The sequence below is a fragment of the Arenimonas composti TR7-09 = DSM 18010 genome (assembly GCF_000426365.1).
In the GTDB taxonomy this organism is placed as follows: Bacteria; Pseudomonadota; Gammaproteobacteria; order Xanthomonadales; family Xanthomonadaceae; genus Arenimonas; species Arenimonas composti.
The window spans coordinates 1-15,844 of the sequence record NZ_AUFF01000015.1 but is presented as its reverse complement, the minus strand read 5'-3'; the positions used below and the strand labels follow the sequence as shown (position 1 = coordinate 15,844).

Sequence of the window (15,844 nt, the reverse complement as noted above, 5' to 3'; positions counted from 1 at the left end):
GCCCCGATCGCGATGGACGAGGGCCTGCGCTTCGCGATCCGCGAGGGTGGCCGCACCGTCGGCGCCGGCGTGGTTGCCAAGGTCATCAAGTAAGCTGTTTCGCCCGTCCGGCGCCAGCCGGTCGGGCGCGGGAATGGCGGGCCGGCAGCGGTCCGCCATCGCCCGTTGAAGGATTGCCAATGCGTCAGTAGCTCAACTGGCAGAGCAGCGGTCTCCAAAACCGCAGGTTGTAGGTTCGAGTCCTACCTGGCGCGCCACTCACGGCGCCGCGGTCCCCGGGCCGCGCGCCCTGCACCGGCTCCCGCCGGAACAGAGCCGAATGAACACGAAGGTCGAACAACCGGAACAGGCGTCGAGCGCCGCCGACGTCGTCAAGTACGTCGTCGCGGGTTTGCTGGTCGTCGCCAGCCTGTGGGCCTACACCTACGCGCTGCAGAGCTGGCCGGCGCCGCTGCGCGGCCTGCTGGTGGCGGCGGCGGTGGCTGCGGCCGGCTTCGTGTTCTCGCTGACGGCGAAGGGTCGCGGTGTCCGCGAGTTCTTCAGCGAGTCGATGTTCGAGCTGCGCAAGGTCGTCTGGCCGACGCGCCAGGAAGCGATGCGGACGACCTGGGTGATCCTGGTCGTGGTCACCATCGTCAGCCTGCTGCTCGCCGGCTTCGATTTCATCATCGCCGAGCTGGTCAAGCTCGTGCTCGGCTGATCAAGGAGTAACAAGTGGCCAAGCGCTGGTACGTCGTCCATGCCTACTCGGGCTTCGAGCACCAGGTGCAGCGCGCGCTGGAAACGCGCATCGCGCGCGCCGGGATGCAGGACAAGTTCGGGCAGGTACTGGTCCCGACCGAGGAGGTCGTGGAGATGCGCGGCGGCCAGAAGCGCAAGTCCGAGCGCAAGTTCTTCCCGGGCTACGTGCTCGTGCAGATCGAGACCAGCGAGGACAACGGCATTCCGCGCATCGACGACGAGAGCTGGCACCTGATCAAGGAGACCCCGAAGGTCATGGGCTTCATCGGCGGAACCGCCGAGCGCCCGCTCCCGATCAAGGACAGCGAGGCCGACGTGATCCTGCGCCGCGTCCAGGACGGCGCCGAGAAGCCGCGTCCGAAGGTGCTGTTCGAGCCGGGCGAGATGGTGCGCGTGATCGACGGTCCGTTCATCGAGTTCAACGGCGTCGTCGAGGAAGTCAATTACGAGAAGAGCCGCCTGCGTCTGGCGGTGCTGATCTTCGGCCGGTCCACCTCGGTGGAGCTGGAGTTCGGCCAGGTCGAGAAGGCCTGACGCACGATTCATACGTGAAGCCGGGGCACGAACCCACCCGGCACGATGGGGAGCCTGACAACAGGCGCTTGCACCCGGAGAGAGAGAAATGGCCAAGAAAGTAGTTGGTTACATCAAGCTGCAGGTGAAGGCCGGTCAGGCCAACCCCTCGCCGCCGGTCGGTCCCGCGCTGGGTCAGCGCGGCCTGAACATCATGGAGTTCTGCAAGGCGTTCAACGCCGCCACGGCCAAGCTCGAGCCGGGCCTGCCGACGCCGGTGATCATCACCGCGTACTCCGACCGCACGTTCACCTTCGTCACCAAGAGCACGCCGGCGACGGTGCTGCTGAAGAAGGCCGCGGGCATCACCTCGGGCTCCAAGCGCCCGAACACCGACAAGGTCGGCAAGGTCACCCGCGCGCAGCTCGAGGACATCGCCAAGGCGAAGGAACCCGACCTGACGGCGGCTGATCTGGACGCCGCGGTGCGCACCATCGCCGGTAGCGCCCGCAGCATGGGTCTCGTGGTGGAGGGCTGAGGACATGGCGAAGATTTCGAAGCGATACAAGGCCCTGCAGTCCCTGGTCACCCCGGGCAAGGCCTACAGCCTCGACGAGGCGCTGAAGATCATCCAGGCGAACTCGAAGACGAAGTTCGTCGAGTCGATCGACGTGGCCGTGCGCCTCGGCGTCGACGCGCGCAAGTCCGACCAGCAGGTGCGCGGCTCGACCGTGCTGCCGGCCGGTACCGGCAAGTCGGTCCGCGTGGCGGTGTTCTGCCCGGCGGGCGCCAAGGCCGACGAGGCCCTGGCCGCCGGTGCCGACGTCGTCGGCATGGACGACCTGGCCGAGAAGATGCTCGGCGGCGACCTGAACTACGACGTCGTCATCGCCACCCCGGACGCGATGCGCGTGGTCGGCAAGCTCGGCCAGGTGCTGGGTCCGCGCGGCCTGATGCCGAACCCGAAGGTCGGCACCGTGTCCCCGGACGCCGCCGGCGCCGTGCGCAATGCGAAGGCGGGCCAGGTGCGTTACCGCACCGACAAGGCGGGCATCATCCACTGCACCATCGGCAAGGCGAGCTTCGAGGCCGAGGCCCTGAAGAACAACCTGCACGCGCTGCTCGGCGACCTGGTGAAGGCCAAGCCGGCCGCCGCGAAGGGCCAGTACCTGCAGAAGATCTCGCTGAGCTCGACGATGGGCGTCGGCGTGGTCGTCGACCAGTCGACGCTGTCGCTGGCGAAGTAACACGTCGCCGGCCGGGGTCGTCGCCCCGGCCGGAATCGAATTGAAGGCGGCGTCGCGGGGAGGTTTTCCGCGGTGCTTCCATCAAAGACCGCAGGTGCGGTCAGCGCGTGACGACGTCGGGCACGGATGCACGACTGGCAGGGATTCGCCGTCGCCACAAGCGGGATCGCTTAATCCGCACTTCGCATGAAGTCGGGCCTGCGCAGATGGTGCCGCCTCCCGGAATTCTCTGGATAGGCCACCACCGGGACGCCCTGGCGTCCCCGATGCCGACGGAACGGCATCGCCTCACACCGCCCGCGGCAGGAGCCGCCGGCGGACGTTCAACTGGAGGAGTGCTAATGGCTCTCAAACTGTCCCAAAAGCAGGAAGTCGTCGCGGAGCTGGCGGATGTCGCCGGCAAGGCGCACTCCCTGGTCGCCGCCGAGTACGCCGGCGTCACGGTCTCGCAGATGACCGCGATGCGGAAGAAGGCGCGCGAGACCGGCGTGTACCTGAAGGTCGTGAAGAACACGCTGGCCACCCGCGCCGTCGCCGGTACGGAGTTCGAAGGCACCAGGGACGCGCTCGTCGGTCCGCTGCTGTACGCGTTCTCGATGGAAGACCCCGGCGCTGCCGGTCGCCTGATCAAGGAGTTCGCCAAGGGCAACGACAAGCTGCAGGCCAAGGTCGTGTCGATCGGCGGCAAGCATCTCGATGGTTCCCACCTCGACGTGCTGGCCTCGCTGCCGACCCGCGAGCAGGCGCTGGCGATGCTGGCGCGCGTGCTGGCCGAGCCGGCCGCGATGTTCGCCCGTGCGGTCAAGGCCATCGCCGACAAGCAGGGTGGTGGCGAAGAAGCCGCTCCCGCCGAGGCTGCGGCCGAAACCGCCTGATCGCCGAACTTCCGCAACCAAACATCCAGACAATTACCCGAGGTAGATAACAATGTCCCTTTCCAACGAGCAGATCGTCGAAGCCATCGCCGGCAAGACCCTGATGGAAGTGATGGAGCTGGTGAAGGCCATCGAAGAGAAGTTCGGCGTCTCCGCCGCCGCTCCGGTCGCCGTGGCCGCCGGCCCGGTCGCCGCTGGTCCGGCCGCCGAGGAGCAGACCGAGTTCACCGTCGTGCTGAAGTCGGCCGGCGACAAGAAGGTCGAGGTCATCAAGGCCGTCCGCGCCATCACCGGCCTGGGCCTGAAGGAAGCCAAGGACCTCACCGAGGCCGGCGGCATCGTCAAGGAAGGCGTGTCGAAGGACGACGCGGCGAAGTTCAAGAAGGACCTCGAGGCGGCTGGCGCCACCGTCGAGCTCAAGTAATACCGCCATTGGGTCGCCGGACGGTATTGGCGACGCACCGGGGCCGGGGGCGAAAGCTCCCGGCCTTTGGCCGTTCCTGACGGATCGGCCGGAAATGGAAATACCCACGCTTTGAGTGGCCAGTCGGAAGTAGCGGGAGAGGGCGTGCTGGTGCCGGCAATACCAGCGACTTCCCACTGGCAATTCGATGTTCCCCCCGGGCCGCGGACGCGCGGACCCCTGTCACGAGGCGATCGCCAAAAATGACGTACTCCTTCACCGAAAAGAAGCGAATCCGCAAGGACTTCGGCAAGCGCCGCGCCGTCCTTGACGTTCCGTACCTGCTCGCGATCCAGATGGACTCGTACCGCGAGTTCCTGCAGGAGAGCACGGACGAGAAGAAGCGCGAGGACCGCGGCCTGCACGCCGCCCTCAAGTCGGTGTTCCCGATCGTCAGCTACTCCGGCAATGCCGCGCTGGAGTACGTCAGCTACAAGCTCGGCGAGCCGCCGTTCGACGAGCGCGAGTGCCGCAACCGCGGCCTGACCTTCGGCGCCCCGCTGCGCGTGACCGTGCGCCTGGTCATCTACGACCGCGAGTCGTCGACCAAGGCGATCAAGTACGTGAAGGAGCAGGAGGTCTACATGGGCGAGCTGCCCCTGATGACCGACAACGGCACCTTCATCGTCAACGGCACCGAGCGCGTCATCGTCTCGCAGCTGCACCGTTCGCCGGGCGTGTTCTTCGACCACGACCGTGGCAAGACGCACAGCTCGGGCAAGCTGCTCTACAGCGCCCGCATCATTCCGTACCGCGGCTCCTGGCTGGACTTCGAGTTCGACCCGAAGGACGCCGTGTTCACCCGCATCGACCGTCGCCGCAAGCTGCCGGTGACGATCCTGCTGCGCGCGCTGGGCTACAACAACGAAGAGATCCTCAAGCAGTTCTTCGAGGTCAACACCTTCCACATCGCCAAGCAGGACGGCGTCGAGCTCGAGCTCGTCCCCGAACGCCTGCGCGGCGAGACCCTGAACTTCGACCTCGTGGTCGGCGGCAAGGTCATCGTCGAGGCCGGCAAGCGCATCACCGCGCGCCACGTCAAGGAACTCGAGCGCGCCAACGTGCAGACGCTGGCGGTGCCGGACGAGTACCTGACGGGCCGCATCCTGTCGCACGACGTCGTCGACACGAAGACTGGCGAGCTGCTGGCGGCCGCGAACGAAGAGCTCAACGAGGCGAACGTCGCCAAGCTGCGCAAGGCCGGCGTCGACGTGATCGGCACCCTGTGGGTGAACGACCTCGACCGCGGCCCGTACATCTCCAACACCCTGCGCATCGACCCGACCAAGACCCAGCTCGAGGCCCTGGTCGAGATCTACCGCATGATGCGTCCGGGCGAGCCGCCGACGAAGGACGCCGCGCAGAACCTGTTCTACAACCTGTTCTTCACCTTCGAGCGCTACGACCTGTCGGGCGTCGGCCGGATGAAGTTCAACCGCCGCGTCGGCCGCAAGGAAGTCACCGGTGCGCCGGTGCTGTACGACTGGAAGTACTTCGGCGACCGCAGCGACGAGACCGCGAAGAACCTGGTCAAGGAACTCGGCCGGACCTCCGACATCCTCGACGTCATCAAGACCCTGACCGAGATCCGCAACGGTCGCGGCGTCGTCGACGACATCGACCACCTGGGCAACCGCCGCGTGCGTTCGGTCGGCGAGATGGCCGAGAACGTGTTCCGCGTCGGCCTGGTGCGCGTCGAGCGCGCCGTGAAGGAGCGCCTGTCGCTGGCCGAGTCCGACGGCCTGACCCCGCAGGATCTGATCAACGCCAAGCCGGTGGCCGCCGCGATCAAGGAGTTTTTCGGCTCGTCGCAGCTGTCGCAGTTCATGGACCAGAACAACCCGCTGTCCGAGGTGACGCACAAGCGTCGCGTCTCGGCGCTGGGCCCGGGTGGCCTGACCCGCGAGCGCGCCGGCTTCGAGGTGCGCGACGTGCACCCGACCCACTACGGCCGCGTCTGCACCATCGAGACCCCTGAAGGCCCGAACATCGGCCTGATCAACTCGCTGGCGGTCTACGCCCGCTCGAACAAGTACGGCTTCCTCGAGACGCCGTACCGCAAGGTCGTGGACGGCAAGGTCACCGACCAGGTCGAGTTCCTGTCGGCCATCGAGGAGCACGAGTTCTCGATCGCGCAGGCGAACGCCGAGCTCAACAAGGACGGCAGCTTCCAGGCGCCGTTCGTACCGTGCCGCTACCAGGCCGAAACGCTGCTCAAGCCGCCGAGCGAGATCCAGTACATGGACGTCTCGCCGATGCAGTCGGTGTCGGTCGCGGCGGCGCTGGTGCCGTTCATCGAGCACGACGACGCCAACCGCGCGCTGATGGGCGCCAACATGCAGCGCCAGGCGGTACCGACGCTGCGCGCCGAGAAGCCGCTGGTCGGTACCGGCATCGAGCGCGCCGTGGCGCGCGACTCGGGTGTCACCGTGAACGCCCGCCGCGGCGGCGTGATCGACCAGGTCGACGCCGGCCGCATCGTGGTGCGCGTCGACGAGGCCGAGATGACCGACAACGACGCCGGCGTCGACATCTACACCCTGGTGAAGTACACGCGCTCGAACCAGAACACCTGCATCAACCAGACCCCGCTGGTGAACGTCGGTGACCGCGTCGCCCGCGGCGACGTGCTCGCGGACGGCCCGTCCACCGACATCGGCGAGCTGGCGCTGGGCCAGAACATGCTGGTCGCGTTCATGCCGTGGAACGGCTACAACTTCGAGGACTCGATCCTGCTGTCGGAGCGCGTCGTCGAACAGGACCGCTACACGACGATCCACATCGAGGAACTGACCTGCGTCGCCCGCGACACCAAGCTGGGGCCGGAGGAGATCACCGCCGACATCCCGAACGTGTCCGAGCAGGCGCTCGGCCGCCTCGACGAGTCCGGCGTGGTCTACATCGGCGCCGAGGTGCGTGCCGGCGACATCCTGGTCGGCAAGGTCACGCCGAAGGGCGAGAGCCAGCTGACCCCGGAAGAGAAGCTGCTGCGCGCGATCTTCGGCGAGAAGGCTTCCGACGTTAAGGACAGCTCGCTGCGCGTTCCGCCGGGCATGGACGGCACCGTCATCGACGTGCAGGTCTTCACCCGCGACGGCATCGAGAAGGACAAGCGCGCGCGCCAGATCGAGGAAAGCGAGATCAAGCGCGTCAAGAAGGACTTCGACGACCAGTTCCGCATCCTCGAGGGCGCGATCTTCTCGCGTCTGCGTGGCGCGCTGATCGGCAAGGTCGCCAACGGCGGTCCGGACGGCCTGAAGAAGGGCACCGCGATCACCGCCGAGTACCTGGACGGCCTGAAGAAGTCCGACTGGTTCTCGATCCGCATGAAGGACGAGGACGCGGCCGAGCTGATCGAGAAGGCGCAGAAGCAGATCGAGGCGCACGAGAAGGAGTTCGAGAAGCGCTTCCAGGACAAGCGCGCCAAGATCACCCAGGGCGACGACCTCGCCCCGGGCGTGCTGAAGATGGTCAAGGTCTTCCTGGCCGTGAAGCGCCGCATCCAGCCGGGCGACAAGATGGCCGGCCGCCACGGCAACAAGGGTGTCGTCTCGACCATCGTTCCGGTCCAGGACATGCCCTACATGGCGAACGGCGAGACCGTCGACATCGTGCTGAACCCGCTGGGCGTGCCGAGCCGAATGAACATCGGCCAGGTGCTCGAGGTGCATCTGGGCTGGGCCGCCAAGGGCCTGGGCCAGAAGATCCAGCGCATGCTCGAGGCGCAGGAGAAGGTCGCCGAGCTGCGCAAGTTCCTCGACCAGATCTACAACCACGACAAGAAGCTGGCCGGCGAGCGCGTCGATCTGTCGCAGCTGGACGACAACGAGTTGCTGCGCCTGGCGCAGAACCTCACCGGCGGCGTGCCGATGGCCACCCCGGTGTTCGACGGTGCGGCCGAGGCCGAGATCAAGACGATGCTGGCGCTGGCGGACCTGCCGTCGAGCGGTCAGACGACCCTGTTCGACGGCCGTACCGGCGAATCCTTCGACCGCCCGGTCACCGTCGGCTACATGCACATGCTCAAGCTCAACCACCTCGTCGACGACAAGATGCACGCGCGTTCGACCGGTCCGTACTCGCTCGTCACCCAGCAGCCGCTGGGCGGCAAGGCGCAGTTCGGCGGCCAGCGCTTCGGCGAGATGGAAGTCTGGGCGCTGGAAGCCTACGGCGCGGCCTACACCCTGCAGGAAATGCTGACGGTGAAGTCCGACGACGTGCAGGGCCGCAACCAGATGTACAAGAACATCGTCGACGGCGAGCACGAGATGACCGCCGGCATGCCGGAATCCTTCAACGTCCTCGTGAAGGAAATCCGCTCGCTCGCGATCAACATCGAGCTGGAAGAGCAGTGATCCGGCGCCGGGAACAGGAGACTACCCAATGAAAGACTTGCTCAATCTGTTCAACCAGCAGCGCCAGTCGCTCGACTTCGACGGCATCAAGATCGGGCTGGCTTCGCCGGACCTGATCCGCAGCTGGTCCTTCGGTGAAGTGAAGAAGCCGGAGACGATCAACTACCGCACCTTCAAGCCTGAACGCGATGGCCTGTTCTGCGCCGCGATCTTCGGTCCGATCAAGGACTACGAGTGCCTGTGCGGCAAGTACAAGCGCATGAAGCACCGCGGCGTGGTCTGCGAGAAGTGCGGCACCGAGGTCACCCTGGCCAAGGTCCGTCGCGAGCGCATGGGCCACATCGAGCTCGCCAGCCCGACCGCGCACATCTGGTTCCTGAAGTCGCTGCCGTCGCGCATCGGCCTGATGCTGGACATGACCCTGCGCGACATCGAACGCATCCTGTACTTCGAGGCCTACGTGGTCATCGAGCCGGGCCTGACCACGCTCGACCGTGGCCAGCTGCTGACCGAGGAGCAGTTCCTGCAGGCGCGCCAGGAGCACGGTGACGACTTCGACGCCCTGATGGGCGCCGAGGCGGTCTACCAGCTGCTGCGCACGATCGACCTCAACGCCGAGCTGCTGCGCCTGAAGGAAGAGATCGCCTCGACGAACTCCGAGACGAAGCTCAAGCGCCTCACCAAGCGCATCAAGCTGATGGAGGCCTTCATCGAGTCGGGCAACCGTCCGGAGTGGATGGTCATGACCGTCCTGCCGGTGCTGCCGCCGGACCTGCGTCCGCTGGTTCCGCTGGACGGCGGCCGCTTCGCGACCTCCGACCTGAACGACCTGTACCGCCGCGTCATCAACCGCAACAACCGCCTCAAGCGCCTGCTCGAGCTCAATGCGCCGGACATCATCGTGCGCAACGAGAAGCGCATGCTGCAGGAGTCGGTGGACGCGCTGATGGACAACGGCCGCCGCGGCCGCGCCATCACCGGCACCAACAAGCGCCCGCTGAAGTCGCTGGCCGACATGATCAAGGGCAAGCAGGGCCGCTTCCGCCAGAACCTGCTCGGCAAGCGCGTCGACTACTCCGGCCGTTCGGTCATCGTGGTCGGCCCGTACCTGAAGCTGCACCAGTGCGGCCTGCCGAAGAAGATGGCGCTCGAGCTGTTCAAGCCCTTCATCTTCGCGAAGCTGCAGCGCCGTGGCCTGGCCACGACGATCAAGGCCGCCAAGAAGCTGGTCGAGCGCGAGGAAGCCGAGGTCTGGGACATCCTGGAAGAGGTGATCCGCGAGCACCCGGTGCTGCTGAACCGTGCGCCGACGCTGCACCGCCTCGGCATCCAGGCGTTCGAGCCGGTGCTGATCGAGGGCAAGGCCATCCAGCTGCACCCGCTGGTCTGCACCGCGTTCAACGCCGACTTCGACGGTGACCAGATGGCCGTGCACGTCCCGCTGAGCCTCGAGGCCCAGCTGGAAGCGCGCGCGCTGATGATGTCGTCGAACAACATCCTGTCGCCGGCGAACGGCGAGCCGATCATCGTGCCGACCCAGGACGTCGTGCTCGGCCTGTACTACATGACCCGCGCGCTCGAGAACAAGCGGGGCGAGGGCATGGCGTTCGCGAACGTCGCCGAGGCCAAGCGCGCCTACGACAACCGCGTCGTCGAGCTGCACGCCAAGGTCAAGGTGCGCCTGCCGGTCTCCGAGACCGATGCCGAGGGCAACCGCACCCGCCGCAACGTGGTCGTGGACACCACCGTCGGCCGCGCGCTGCTCGCCGAGATCCTGCCGGACGGCCTGCCGTTCGACCTGGTCAACACCGAGCTGAACAAGAAGGCGATCAGCCGCCTGATCAACACCTGCTACCGCCAGCTGGGCCTGAAGGCCACGGTGATCTTCGCCGACCAGCTGATGTACACCGGCTTCAGCTTCGCCACCCGTGCGGGCGTGTCGATCGGCATCGACGACATGATCATCCCGGACGAGAAGAAGTCGATCCTGGCCGAGGCCGAGTCGGAAGTGCTGGAGATCCAGGAGCAGTACCAGAGCGGTCTGGTCACCGCCGGCGAGCGCTACAACAAGGTCGTCGACATCTGGTCGCGCACGAACGAGCGCGTGGCCAAGGCGATGATGGAAGCGATCGGCACCGAGAAGGTGCAGAACGCCAAGGGCGAGACCATCGACCAGAAGTCGATGAACTCGGTCTACATCATGGCCGACTCCGGCGCCCGTGGTTCGCAGGCGCAGATCCGTCAGCTCGCCGGTATGCGCGGCCTGATGGCGCGTCCGGACGGCTCGATCATCGAGACGCCGATCACCGCGAACTTCCGCGAGGGCCTGAACGTCCTGCAGTACTTCATCTCGACCCACGGCGCCCGCAAGGGCCTCGCGGATACCGCGCTGAAGACCGCGAACTCGGGTTACCTGACCCGTCGCCTCGTCGACGTGGCGCAGGACGTGGTCGTCACCGAGTCCGACTGCGGCACGGTCCACGGCCTCACCATGACCCCGATCGTCGAGGGCGGTGACGTGGTCGAGCCGCTGCGCGACCGCGTGCTGGGCCGCATCGTGGCCGAGGACGTGTTCCTGCCGGGCAACGACGAGGATCCGATCGTCACCCGCAACACCCTGCTCGACGAGTCGTGGGTCGACCGCCTGGAAGGCGCCGGCGTGCAGTCGATCAAGGTGCGCTCGGCGATCACCTGCGAAAGTGCGTTCGGCATCTGCGCCCACTGCTACGGCCGTGACCTGGCGCGTGGCCACATCGTCAACCACGGCGAGGCCGTGGGCGTCGTGGCCGCGCAGTCGATCGGCGAGCCGGGCACCCAGCTGACGATGCGTACGTTCCACATCGGCGGCGCGGCGTCGCGTGCGGCGGCGGTGGACAACATCACCGTCAAGACCACCGGTACCGTCAAGTTCAACAACCTCAAGCACGTCCAGCACGCGAACGGCCACCTGGTGGCGGTGTCGCGCTCGGGCGAGCTCTCGGTGCTGGACAACCACGGCCGCGAGCGCGAGCGCTACAAGCTGCCGTACGGCGCGGTGATCAACGTCAAGGACGGCGACGACGTCAAGGCCGGCAAGACGGTCGCGACCTGGGATCCGCACAACCACCCGATCGTGTCGGAAGTGGCGGGCTTCGTGCGCTTCGTCGACTTCGTCGACGGCGTCACCGTCATCGAGAAGACCGACGAGCAGACCGGCCTGGCCTCGCGCGAGATCACCGATCCGAAGCGTCGCGGCTCGCAGGGCAAGGACCTGCGCCCGATCGTCCGCATCGTCGACGCCAACGGCAAGGACCTGAACATCCCGGGCACCGACCTGCCGGCGCAGTACCTGCTGCCGCCGCGCTCGATCGTGAACCTGCAGGACGGCGACGCGGTCGGCGTCGGCGACGTGGTCACGAAGGTGCCGCAGGAAGCGTCGAAGACCCGCGACATCACCGGTGGTCTGCCGCGCGTCGCCGACCTGTTCGAAGCGCGCAAGCCGAAGGATCCGGCGATCCTCGCCGAGGTGTCGGGCATCATCAGCTTCGGCAAGGACACCAAGGGCAAGCAGCGCCTGATCATCAAGGACGCCGACGGCAACGAGCACGAAGAGCTCATCCCGAAGTACCGCCAGGTCATCGTCTACGAAGGCGAGCACATCGCCAAGGGCGAGACCGTGGTCGACGGCGAGCCGAACCCGCAGGACATCCTGCGTCTGCTCGGTGTCGAGCCGCTGGCGGCTTACCTGGTCAAGGAAATCCAGGACGTCTACCGCCTGCAGGGCGTCAAGATCAACGACAAGCACATCGAGGTGATCATTCGCCAGATGCTGCGCAAGGTCGAGATCACCGACGGCGGCGACTCGCGCTGGATGGCCGGGGAGCAGGCCGAGCGCCTGCGCGTGGTCGAGGAGAACGAGAAGCTGAAGGCGCGGGGCGAGATCCCGGCGAAGGTCGATCCGGTCCTGCTGGGCATCACCAAGGCCTCGCTGGCGACCGAGTCGTTCATCTCCGCGGCCTCCTTCCAGGAGACCACCCGCGTGCTGACCGAGGCGGCCGTCCGCGGCACCCGCGACAGCTTGCGCGGCCTGAAGGAGAACGTTATCGTCGGCCGCCTCATTCCGGCGGGTACCGGCCTGGCGTATCACACCAAGCGCAGGCAGGCGGCCCAGCCCGAGCTGTCCGATTCCGAACTGGAGACCCTGCGGGCCGTCACGGCCGCGAACGAAAGCACCGAAGAAGCCGGCTCCGACGGCTGATCAAAACGACGCGGCAGGTCAGTCACCCTGCCCACATCCGGAAAGAGGGAACAGGAAGTTCCCTCGTGTCCGGTTCAAGGACGATGGAAACCCAAACGGCGCCCCCGCCGCGTGTTGACGGGCGCGTTTAACGCGAAGTAAACTCCCGCTTCTCGGTGGGCCGGTTTCCGGCCCGCCTTGTTTTTCATCCAGGATCCCTACGAATGGCGACGATCAACCAGCTGGTGCGCAAGCCGCGGCAGCCGAACACCTTCAAGAGCGCCTCTCCGGCGCTGGAAAACTGCCCGCAGCGCCGTGGCGTGTGCACCCGCGTGTACACCACGACCCCGAAGAAGCCGAACTCGGCCCTCCGCAAGGTCGCCAAGGTGCGCCTGACGAACGGTTTCGAGGTCATCTCCTACATCGGCGGCGAAGGCCACAACCTGCAGGAGCACTCGGTCGTGCTGATCCGCGGCGGCCGCGTCAAGGACCTCCCGGGCGTGCGCTACCACACCGTGCGAGGCTCGCTCGACGCCGCCGGCGTCACCAAGCGTCGCCAGAGCCGTTCGAAGTACGGCGCCAAGCGTCCGAAGTCCTGATTCGCGCGGAATCCCGCAGCGAACGACCCATCTCAAGCACATTTAGGCAAGCATCATGTCCCGTAAAGGTTCTCCCGGTACCCGCTCGATCCTTCCGGATCCCAAGCACGGAAGCGAAGTCGTCGCGCGCTTCATCAACATGGTCATGAAGTCCGGCAAGAAGTCGATCGCCGAGAAGATCGTCTACGGCGCGATGGACGTCATCGGCGAGAAGAACAGCGAGCCGCTGGCGCTGGTCGAGAAGGCGCTGGGCAACGTCGCCCCGGCGGTCGAGGTCAAGTCCCGCCGCGTCGGCGGTGCGACCTACCAGGTGCCGGTCGAAGTCCGTTCCTCCCGCCGCATGGCGCTGGCGATGCGCTGGGTGATCGAGTCGGCGCGCAAGCGCGGCGAGAACACCATGCCGCGCAAGCTGGCCGCCGAGCTGCTGGACGCGTCGGAAAACCGTGGCGGCGCCGTCAAGAAGCGCGAAGAGACGCACCGCATGGCCGAGGCCAACAAGGCCTTCTCGCACTACCGCTGGTAATCGAAGCCACCGCGTAGCGAAACCGCCCCTGGCGCCCGGCGCCGGGCGGCACCCCACCGAGGAATTCCCGTGGCACGCACTACCCCGATCGAGCGTTACCGCAACTTCGGCATCATGGCCCACATCGATGCCGGCAAGACCACCACGTCCGAGCGCATCCTGTTCTACACCGGCAAGAGCCACAAGATCGGCGAGGTGCACGACGGCGCCGCGACGATGGACTGGATGGAGCAGGAGCAGGAGCGCGGCATCACCATCCAGTCCGCCGCCACCACGGCGTTCTGGAAGGGCATGGACAAGACCTTCCCCGAGCACCGCTTCAACATCATCGACACCCCCGGGCACGTCGACTTCACGATCGAAGTCGAGCGTTCGCTGCGCGTGCTCGACGGCGCGGTGTTCGTGCTGTGTGCGGTCGGCGGCGTGCAGCCGCAGTCGGAGACGGTGTGGCGCCAGGCCAACAAGTACCACGTGCCGCGCATCGCGTTCGTCAACAAGATGGACCGCACCGGCGCCAACTTCTTCAAGGTCCGTGACCAGCTGAAGGCGCGCCTGGGCGCGACCCCGGTTCCGATGCAGGTGCCGATCGGCGCCGAAGACGGTTTCGAGGGCGTGGTCGACCTGCTGAAGATGAAGGCCATCCACTGGGATGCCGCCACGCAGGGCCTGAGCTTCGAGTACCGCGACATTCCGGCCGACCTGGCCGATGCCGCAGCCGAGGCGCGCTCGTTCATGATCGAGTCCGCGGCCGAGGCCAGCGAAGAGCTCATGAACAAGTACCTCGAGGACGGCGAGCTGTCCGAGGAAGAGGTCATCGAGGGCCTTCGCATCCGCACGCTCAACACCGAGATCGTGCCGATGTTCTGCGGCAGCGCGTTCAAGAACAAGGGCGTGCAGGCGATGCTCGACGGCGTCGTCAAGCTGCTGCCGTCGCCGGTCGACGTGCCGGCCGTGCGCGGCGTCGACGTCGACGACGAGACCAAGGAGCTGAGCCGCGAGTCGAGCGACAAGGCGCCGTTCTCGGCGCTCGCGTTCAAGATCATGACCGACCCGTTCGTCGGTTCGCTGACCTTCTTCCGCGTCTACTCGGGCACGCTGAATGCCGGCGACCAGGTGTTCAATTCGGTCAAGGGCAAGAAGGAGCGCATCGGCCGCCTGCTGCAGATGCACTCCAACCAGCGCGACGAGATCAAGGAAGTGCTGGCGGGCGACATCGCCGCGGCCGTGGGCCTGAAGGACGTCACCACCGGCGACACGCTGTGCGCGCAGGACGCGCCGATCGTGCTCGAGCGGATGACGTTCCCGGAGCCGGTGATCTCGATGGCGGTCGAGCCGAAGACCAAGTCCGACCAGGAGAAGATGGGTATCGCCCTGGGCCGCCTGGCGCAGGAAGACCCCTCGTTCCGCGTCAAGACCGACGAGGAGTCGGGCCAGACGATCATCTCCGGCATGGGCGAGCTGCACCTCGACATCATCGTCGACCGCATGAAGCGCGAGTTCAACGTCGAGGCGAACGTCGGCAAGCCGCAGGTCGCGTACCGCGAGACGATCCGCAAGGCGATCAAGCAGGAAGGCAAGTTCGTGCGCCAGTCGGGCGGTCGCGGCCAGTACGGCCACATCGTCATCGAGATGGAGCCGCAGGAGCGCGGCGGCGGCTTCTCGTTCGAGAACGCCATCGTCGGCGGCGTGGTTCCGAAGGAATACGTCGTCGCGGCCGGCAAGGGCATCGAGGACGCCATGAAGAACGGCGTGTTGGCCGGCTTCCCGGTGGTCGACATCAAGATCAAGGCGGTCGACGGCTCGTTCCACGACGTCGACTCCAACGAAATGGCGTTCAAGGTCGCCGGCTCGATGGCGTTCAAGGAAGGTTTCCAGAAGGCCAACCCGGTGCTGCTCGAGCCGATCATGAAGGTCGAGGTCGTGACGCCGGAGGACTACATGGGTGACGTGATGGGCGACCTCAGCCGTCGTCGCGGCATCCTGCAGGGCTCGGACGACACCCCGTCCGGCAAGGTGATCAACGCGATGGTGCCGCTGGGCGAGATGTTCGGCTACGCGACCTCCATGCGTTCGATGACCCAGGGCCGCGCCACCTTCACGATGGAATTCGACCACTACGCCGAGGCGCCGGCCAACATCGCCGAGCAGGTCATCAAGAAGTCCTGACCTCGCAGTCAACGAATCTAGAATCAAGGAAGCAGAGACATGTCCAAGGGTAAGTTCGAGCGCACCAAGCCGCACGTGAACGTCGGCACCATCGGTCACGTCGACCACGGCAAGACCACGCTGACCGCGGCGCTGACGAAGATCGG

The 15,844-nt window shown here is 66.4% G+C and carries 13 protein-coding genes and 1 tRNA gene; all 14 read left to right on the top strand.

Features of this window, described 5'->3' with window-relative positions:
* A partial coding sequence (locus K311_RS18205; RefSeq protein ID WP_022970482.1) for an EF-Tu C-terminal domain-related protein occupies window positions 1–93 on the top strand: 93 nt, incomplete at its 5' end.
* Window positions 94–181: 88 nt separating this feature from the next.
* Window positions 182–257, top strand: a tRNA-Trp gene (locus K311_RS0113115).
* Between the two features lie 62 nt (window positions 258–319).
* Window positions 320–700 carry a preprotein translocase subunit SecE gene (gene secE, locus K311_RS0113110; protein ID WP_026817691.1) on the top strand — a complete coding sequence of 127 codons (381 nt, stop codon included), beginning with the start codon at window positions 320–322 and terminating at the stop codon, window positions 698–700.
* A gap of 14 nt (window positions 701–714) precedes the next feature.
* Window positions 715–1,275 (top strand): transcription termination/antitermination protein NusG, encoded by a 561-nt coding sequence (gene nusG, locus K311_RS0113105; protein ID WP_026817690.1) that lies wholly within the window; start codon window positions 715–717, stop codon window positions 1,273–1,275.
* Between the two features lie 88 nt (window positions 1,276–1,363).
* Window positions 1,364–1,792 carry a 50S ribosomal protein L11 gene (gene rplK, locus K311_RS0113100; RefSeq protein WP_026817689.1) on the top strand — a complete coding sequence of 143 codons (429 nt, stop codon included), beginning with the start codon at window positions 1,364–1,366 and terminating at the stop codon, window positions 1,790–1,792.
* 4 nt (window positions 1,793–1,796) lie between these two features.
* The gene (gene rplA, locus K311_RS0113095) at window positions 1,797–2,501 is read left to right on the top strand and encodes a 50S ribosomal protein L1 (protein WP_026817688.1); all 705 of its coding nucleotides are present in this window, start codon (window positions 1,797–1,799) and stop codon (window positions 2,499–2,501) included.
* Window positions 2,502–2,842: 341 nt separating this feature from the next.
* The gene (gene rplJ, locus K311_RS0113090; RefSeq protein WP_026817687.1) at window positions 2,843–3,376 is read left to right on the top strand and encodes a 50S ribosomal protein L10; all 534 of its coding nucleotides are present in this window, start codon (window positions 2,843–2,845) and stop codon (window positions 3,374–3,376) included.
* 52 nt (window positions 3,377–3,428) lie between these two features.
* On the top strand, window positions 3,429–3,800 hold the full coding sequence (gene rplL / locus K311_RS0113085; RefSeq protein WP_026817686.1) for a 50S ribosomal protein L7/L12: 372 nt from the start codon (window positions 3,429–3,431) through the stop codon (window positions 3,798–3,800).
* A 242-nt stretch (window positions 3,801–4,042) separates the two neighbouring features.
* The gene (rpoB, locus tag K311_RS0113080; RefSeq protein ID WP_026817685.1) at window positions 4,043–8,194 is read left to right on the top strand and encodes a DNA-directed RNA polymerase subunit beta; all 4,152 of its coding nucleotides are present in this window, start codon (window positions 4,043–4,045) and stop codon (window positions 8,192–8,194) included.
* 28 nt (window positions 8,195–8,222) lie between these two features.
* Window positions 8,223–12,431: a DNA-directed RNA polymerase subunit beta' gene (rpoC, locus tag K311_RS0113075; RefSeq protein ID WP_026817684.1), complete on the top strand. Its 4,209-nt coding sequence runs from the start codon at window positions 8,223–8,225 to the stop codon at window positions 12,429–12,431.
* A gap of 203 nt (window positions 12,432–12,634) precedes the next feature.
* Window positions 12,635–13,009 (top strand): 30S ribosomal protein S12, encoded by a 375-nt coding sequence (gene rpsL, locus K311_RS0113070; protein WP_026817683.1) that lies wholly within the window; start codon window positions 12,635–12,637, stop codon window positions 13,007–13,009.
* A 55-nt stretch (window positions 13,010–13,064) separates the two neighbouring features.
* On the top strand, window positions 13,065–13,532 hold the full coding sequence (gene rpsG / locus K311_RS0113065) for a 30S ribosomal protein S7 (RefSeq protein ID WP_026817682.1): 468 nt from the start codon (window positions 13,065–13,067) through the stop codon (window positions 13,530–13,532).
* Window positions 13,533–13,601: 69 nt separating this feature from the next.
* On the top strand, window positions 13,602–15,698 hold the full coding sequence (gene fusA / locus K311_RS0113060) for an elongation factor G (protein ID WP_026817681.1): 2,097 nt from the start codon (window positions 13,602–13,604) through the stop codon (window positions 15,696–15,698).
* Window positions 15,699–15,737: 39 nt separating this feature from the next.
* Window positions 15,738–15,844 (top strand): GTP-binding protein (locus tag K311_RS16985; protein WP_043818181.1); only part of this gene is annotated, 107 nt, incomplete at its 3' end.

What these genes read in the sequence shown, in the direction of transcription:
- secE (WP_026817691.1), top strand. Translation starts at nt 320, where the DNA reads ATGAACACGAAGGTCGAACAACCGGAACAGGCGTCGAGCGCCGCCGAC.
- rplK (WP_026817689.1), top strand. Translation starts at nt 1,364, where the DNA reads ATGGCCAAGAAAGTAGTTGGTTACATCAAGCTGCAGGTGAAGGCCGGT.
- rplA (WP_026817688.1), top strand. Translation starts at nt 1,797, where the DNA reads ATGGCGAAGATTTCGAAGCGATACAAGGCCCTGCAGTCCCTGGTCACC.
- rplJ (WP_026817687.1), top strand. Translation starts at nt 2,843, where the DNA reads ATGGCTCTCAAACTGTCCCAAAAGCAGGAAGTCGTCGCGGAGCTGGCG.
- rplL (WP_026817686.1), top strand. Translation starts at nt 3,429, where the DNA reads ATGTCCCTTTCCAACGAGCAGATCGTCGAAGCCATCGCCGGCAAGACC.
- rpoB (WP_026817685.1), top strand. Translation starts at nt 4,043, where the DNA reads ATGACGTACTCCTTCACCGAAAAGAAGCGAATCCGCAAGGACTTCGGC.
- rpoC (WP_026817684.1), top strand. Translation starts at nt 8,223, where the DNA reads ATGAAAGACTTGCTCAATCTGTTCAACCAGCAGCGCCAGTCGCTCGAC.
- rpsL (WP_026817683.1), top strand. Translation starts at nt 12,635, where the DNA reads ATGGCGACGATCAACCAGCTGGTGCGCAAGCCGCGGCAGCCGAACACC.
- rpsG (WP_026817682.1), top strand. Translation starts at nt 13,065, where the DNA reads ATGTCCCGTAAAGGTTCTCCCGGTACCCGCTCGATCCTTCCGGATCCC.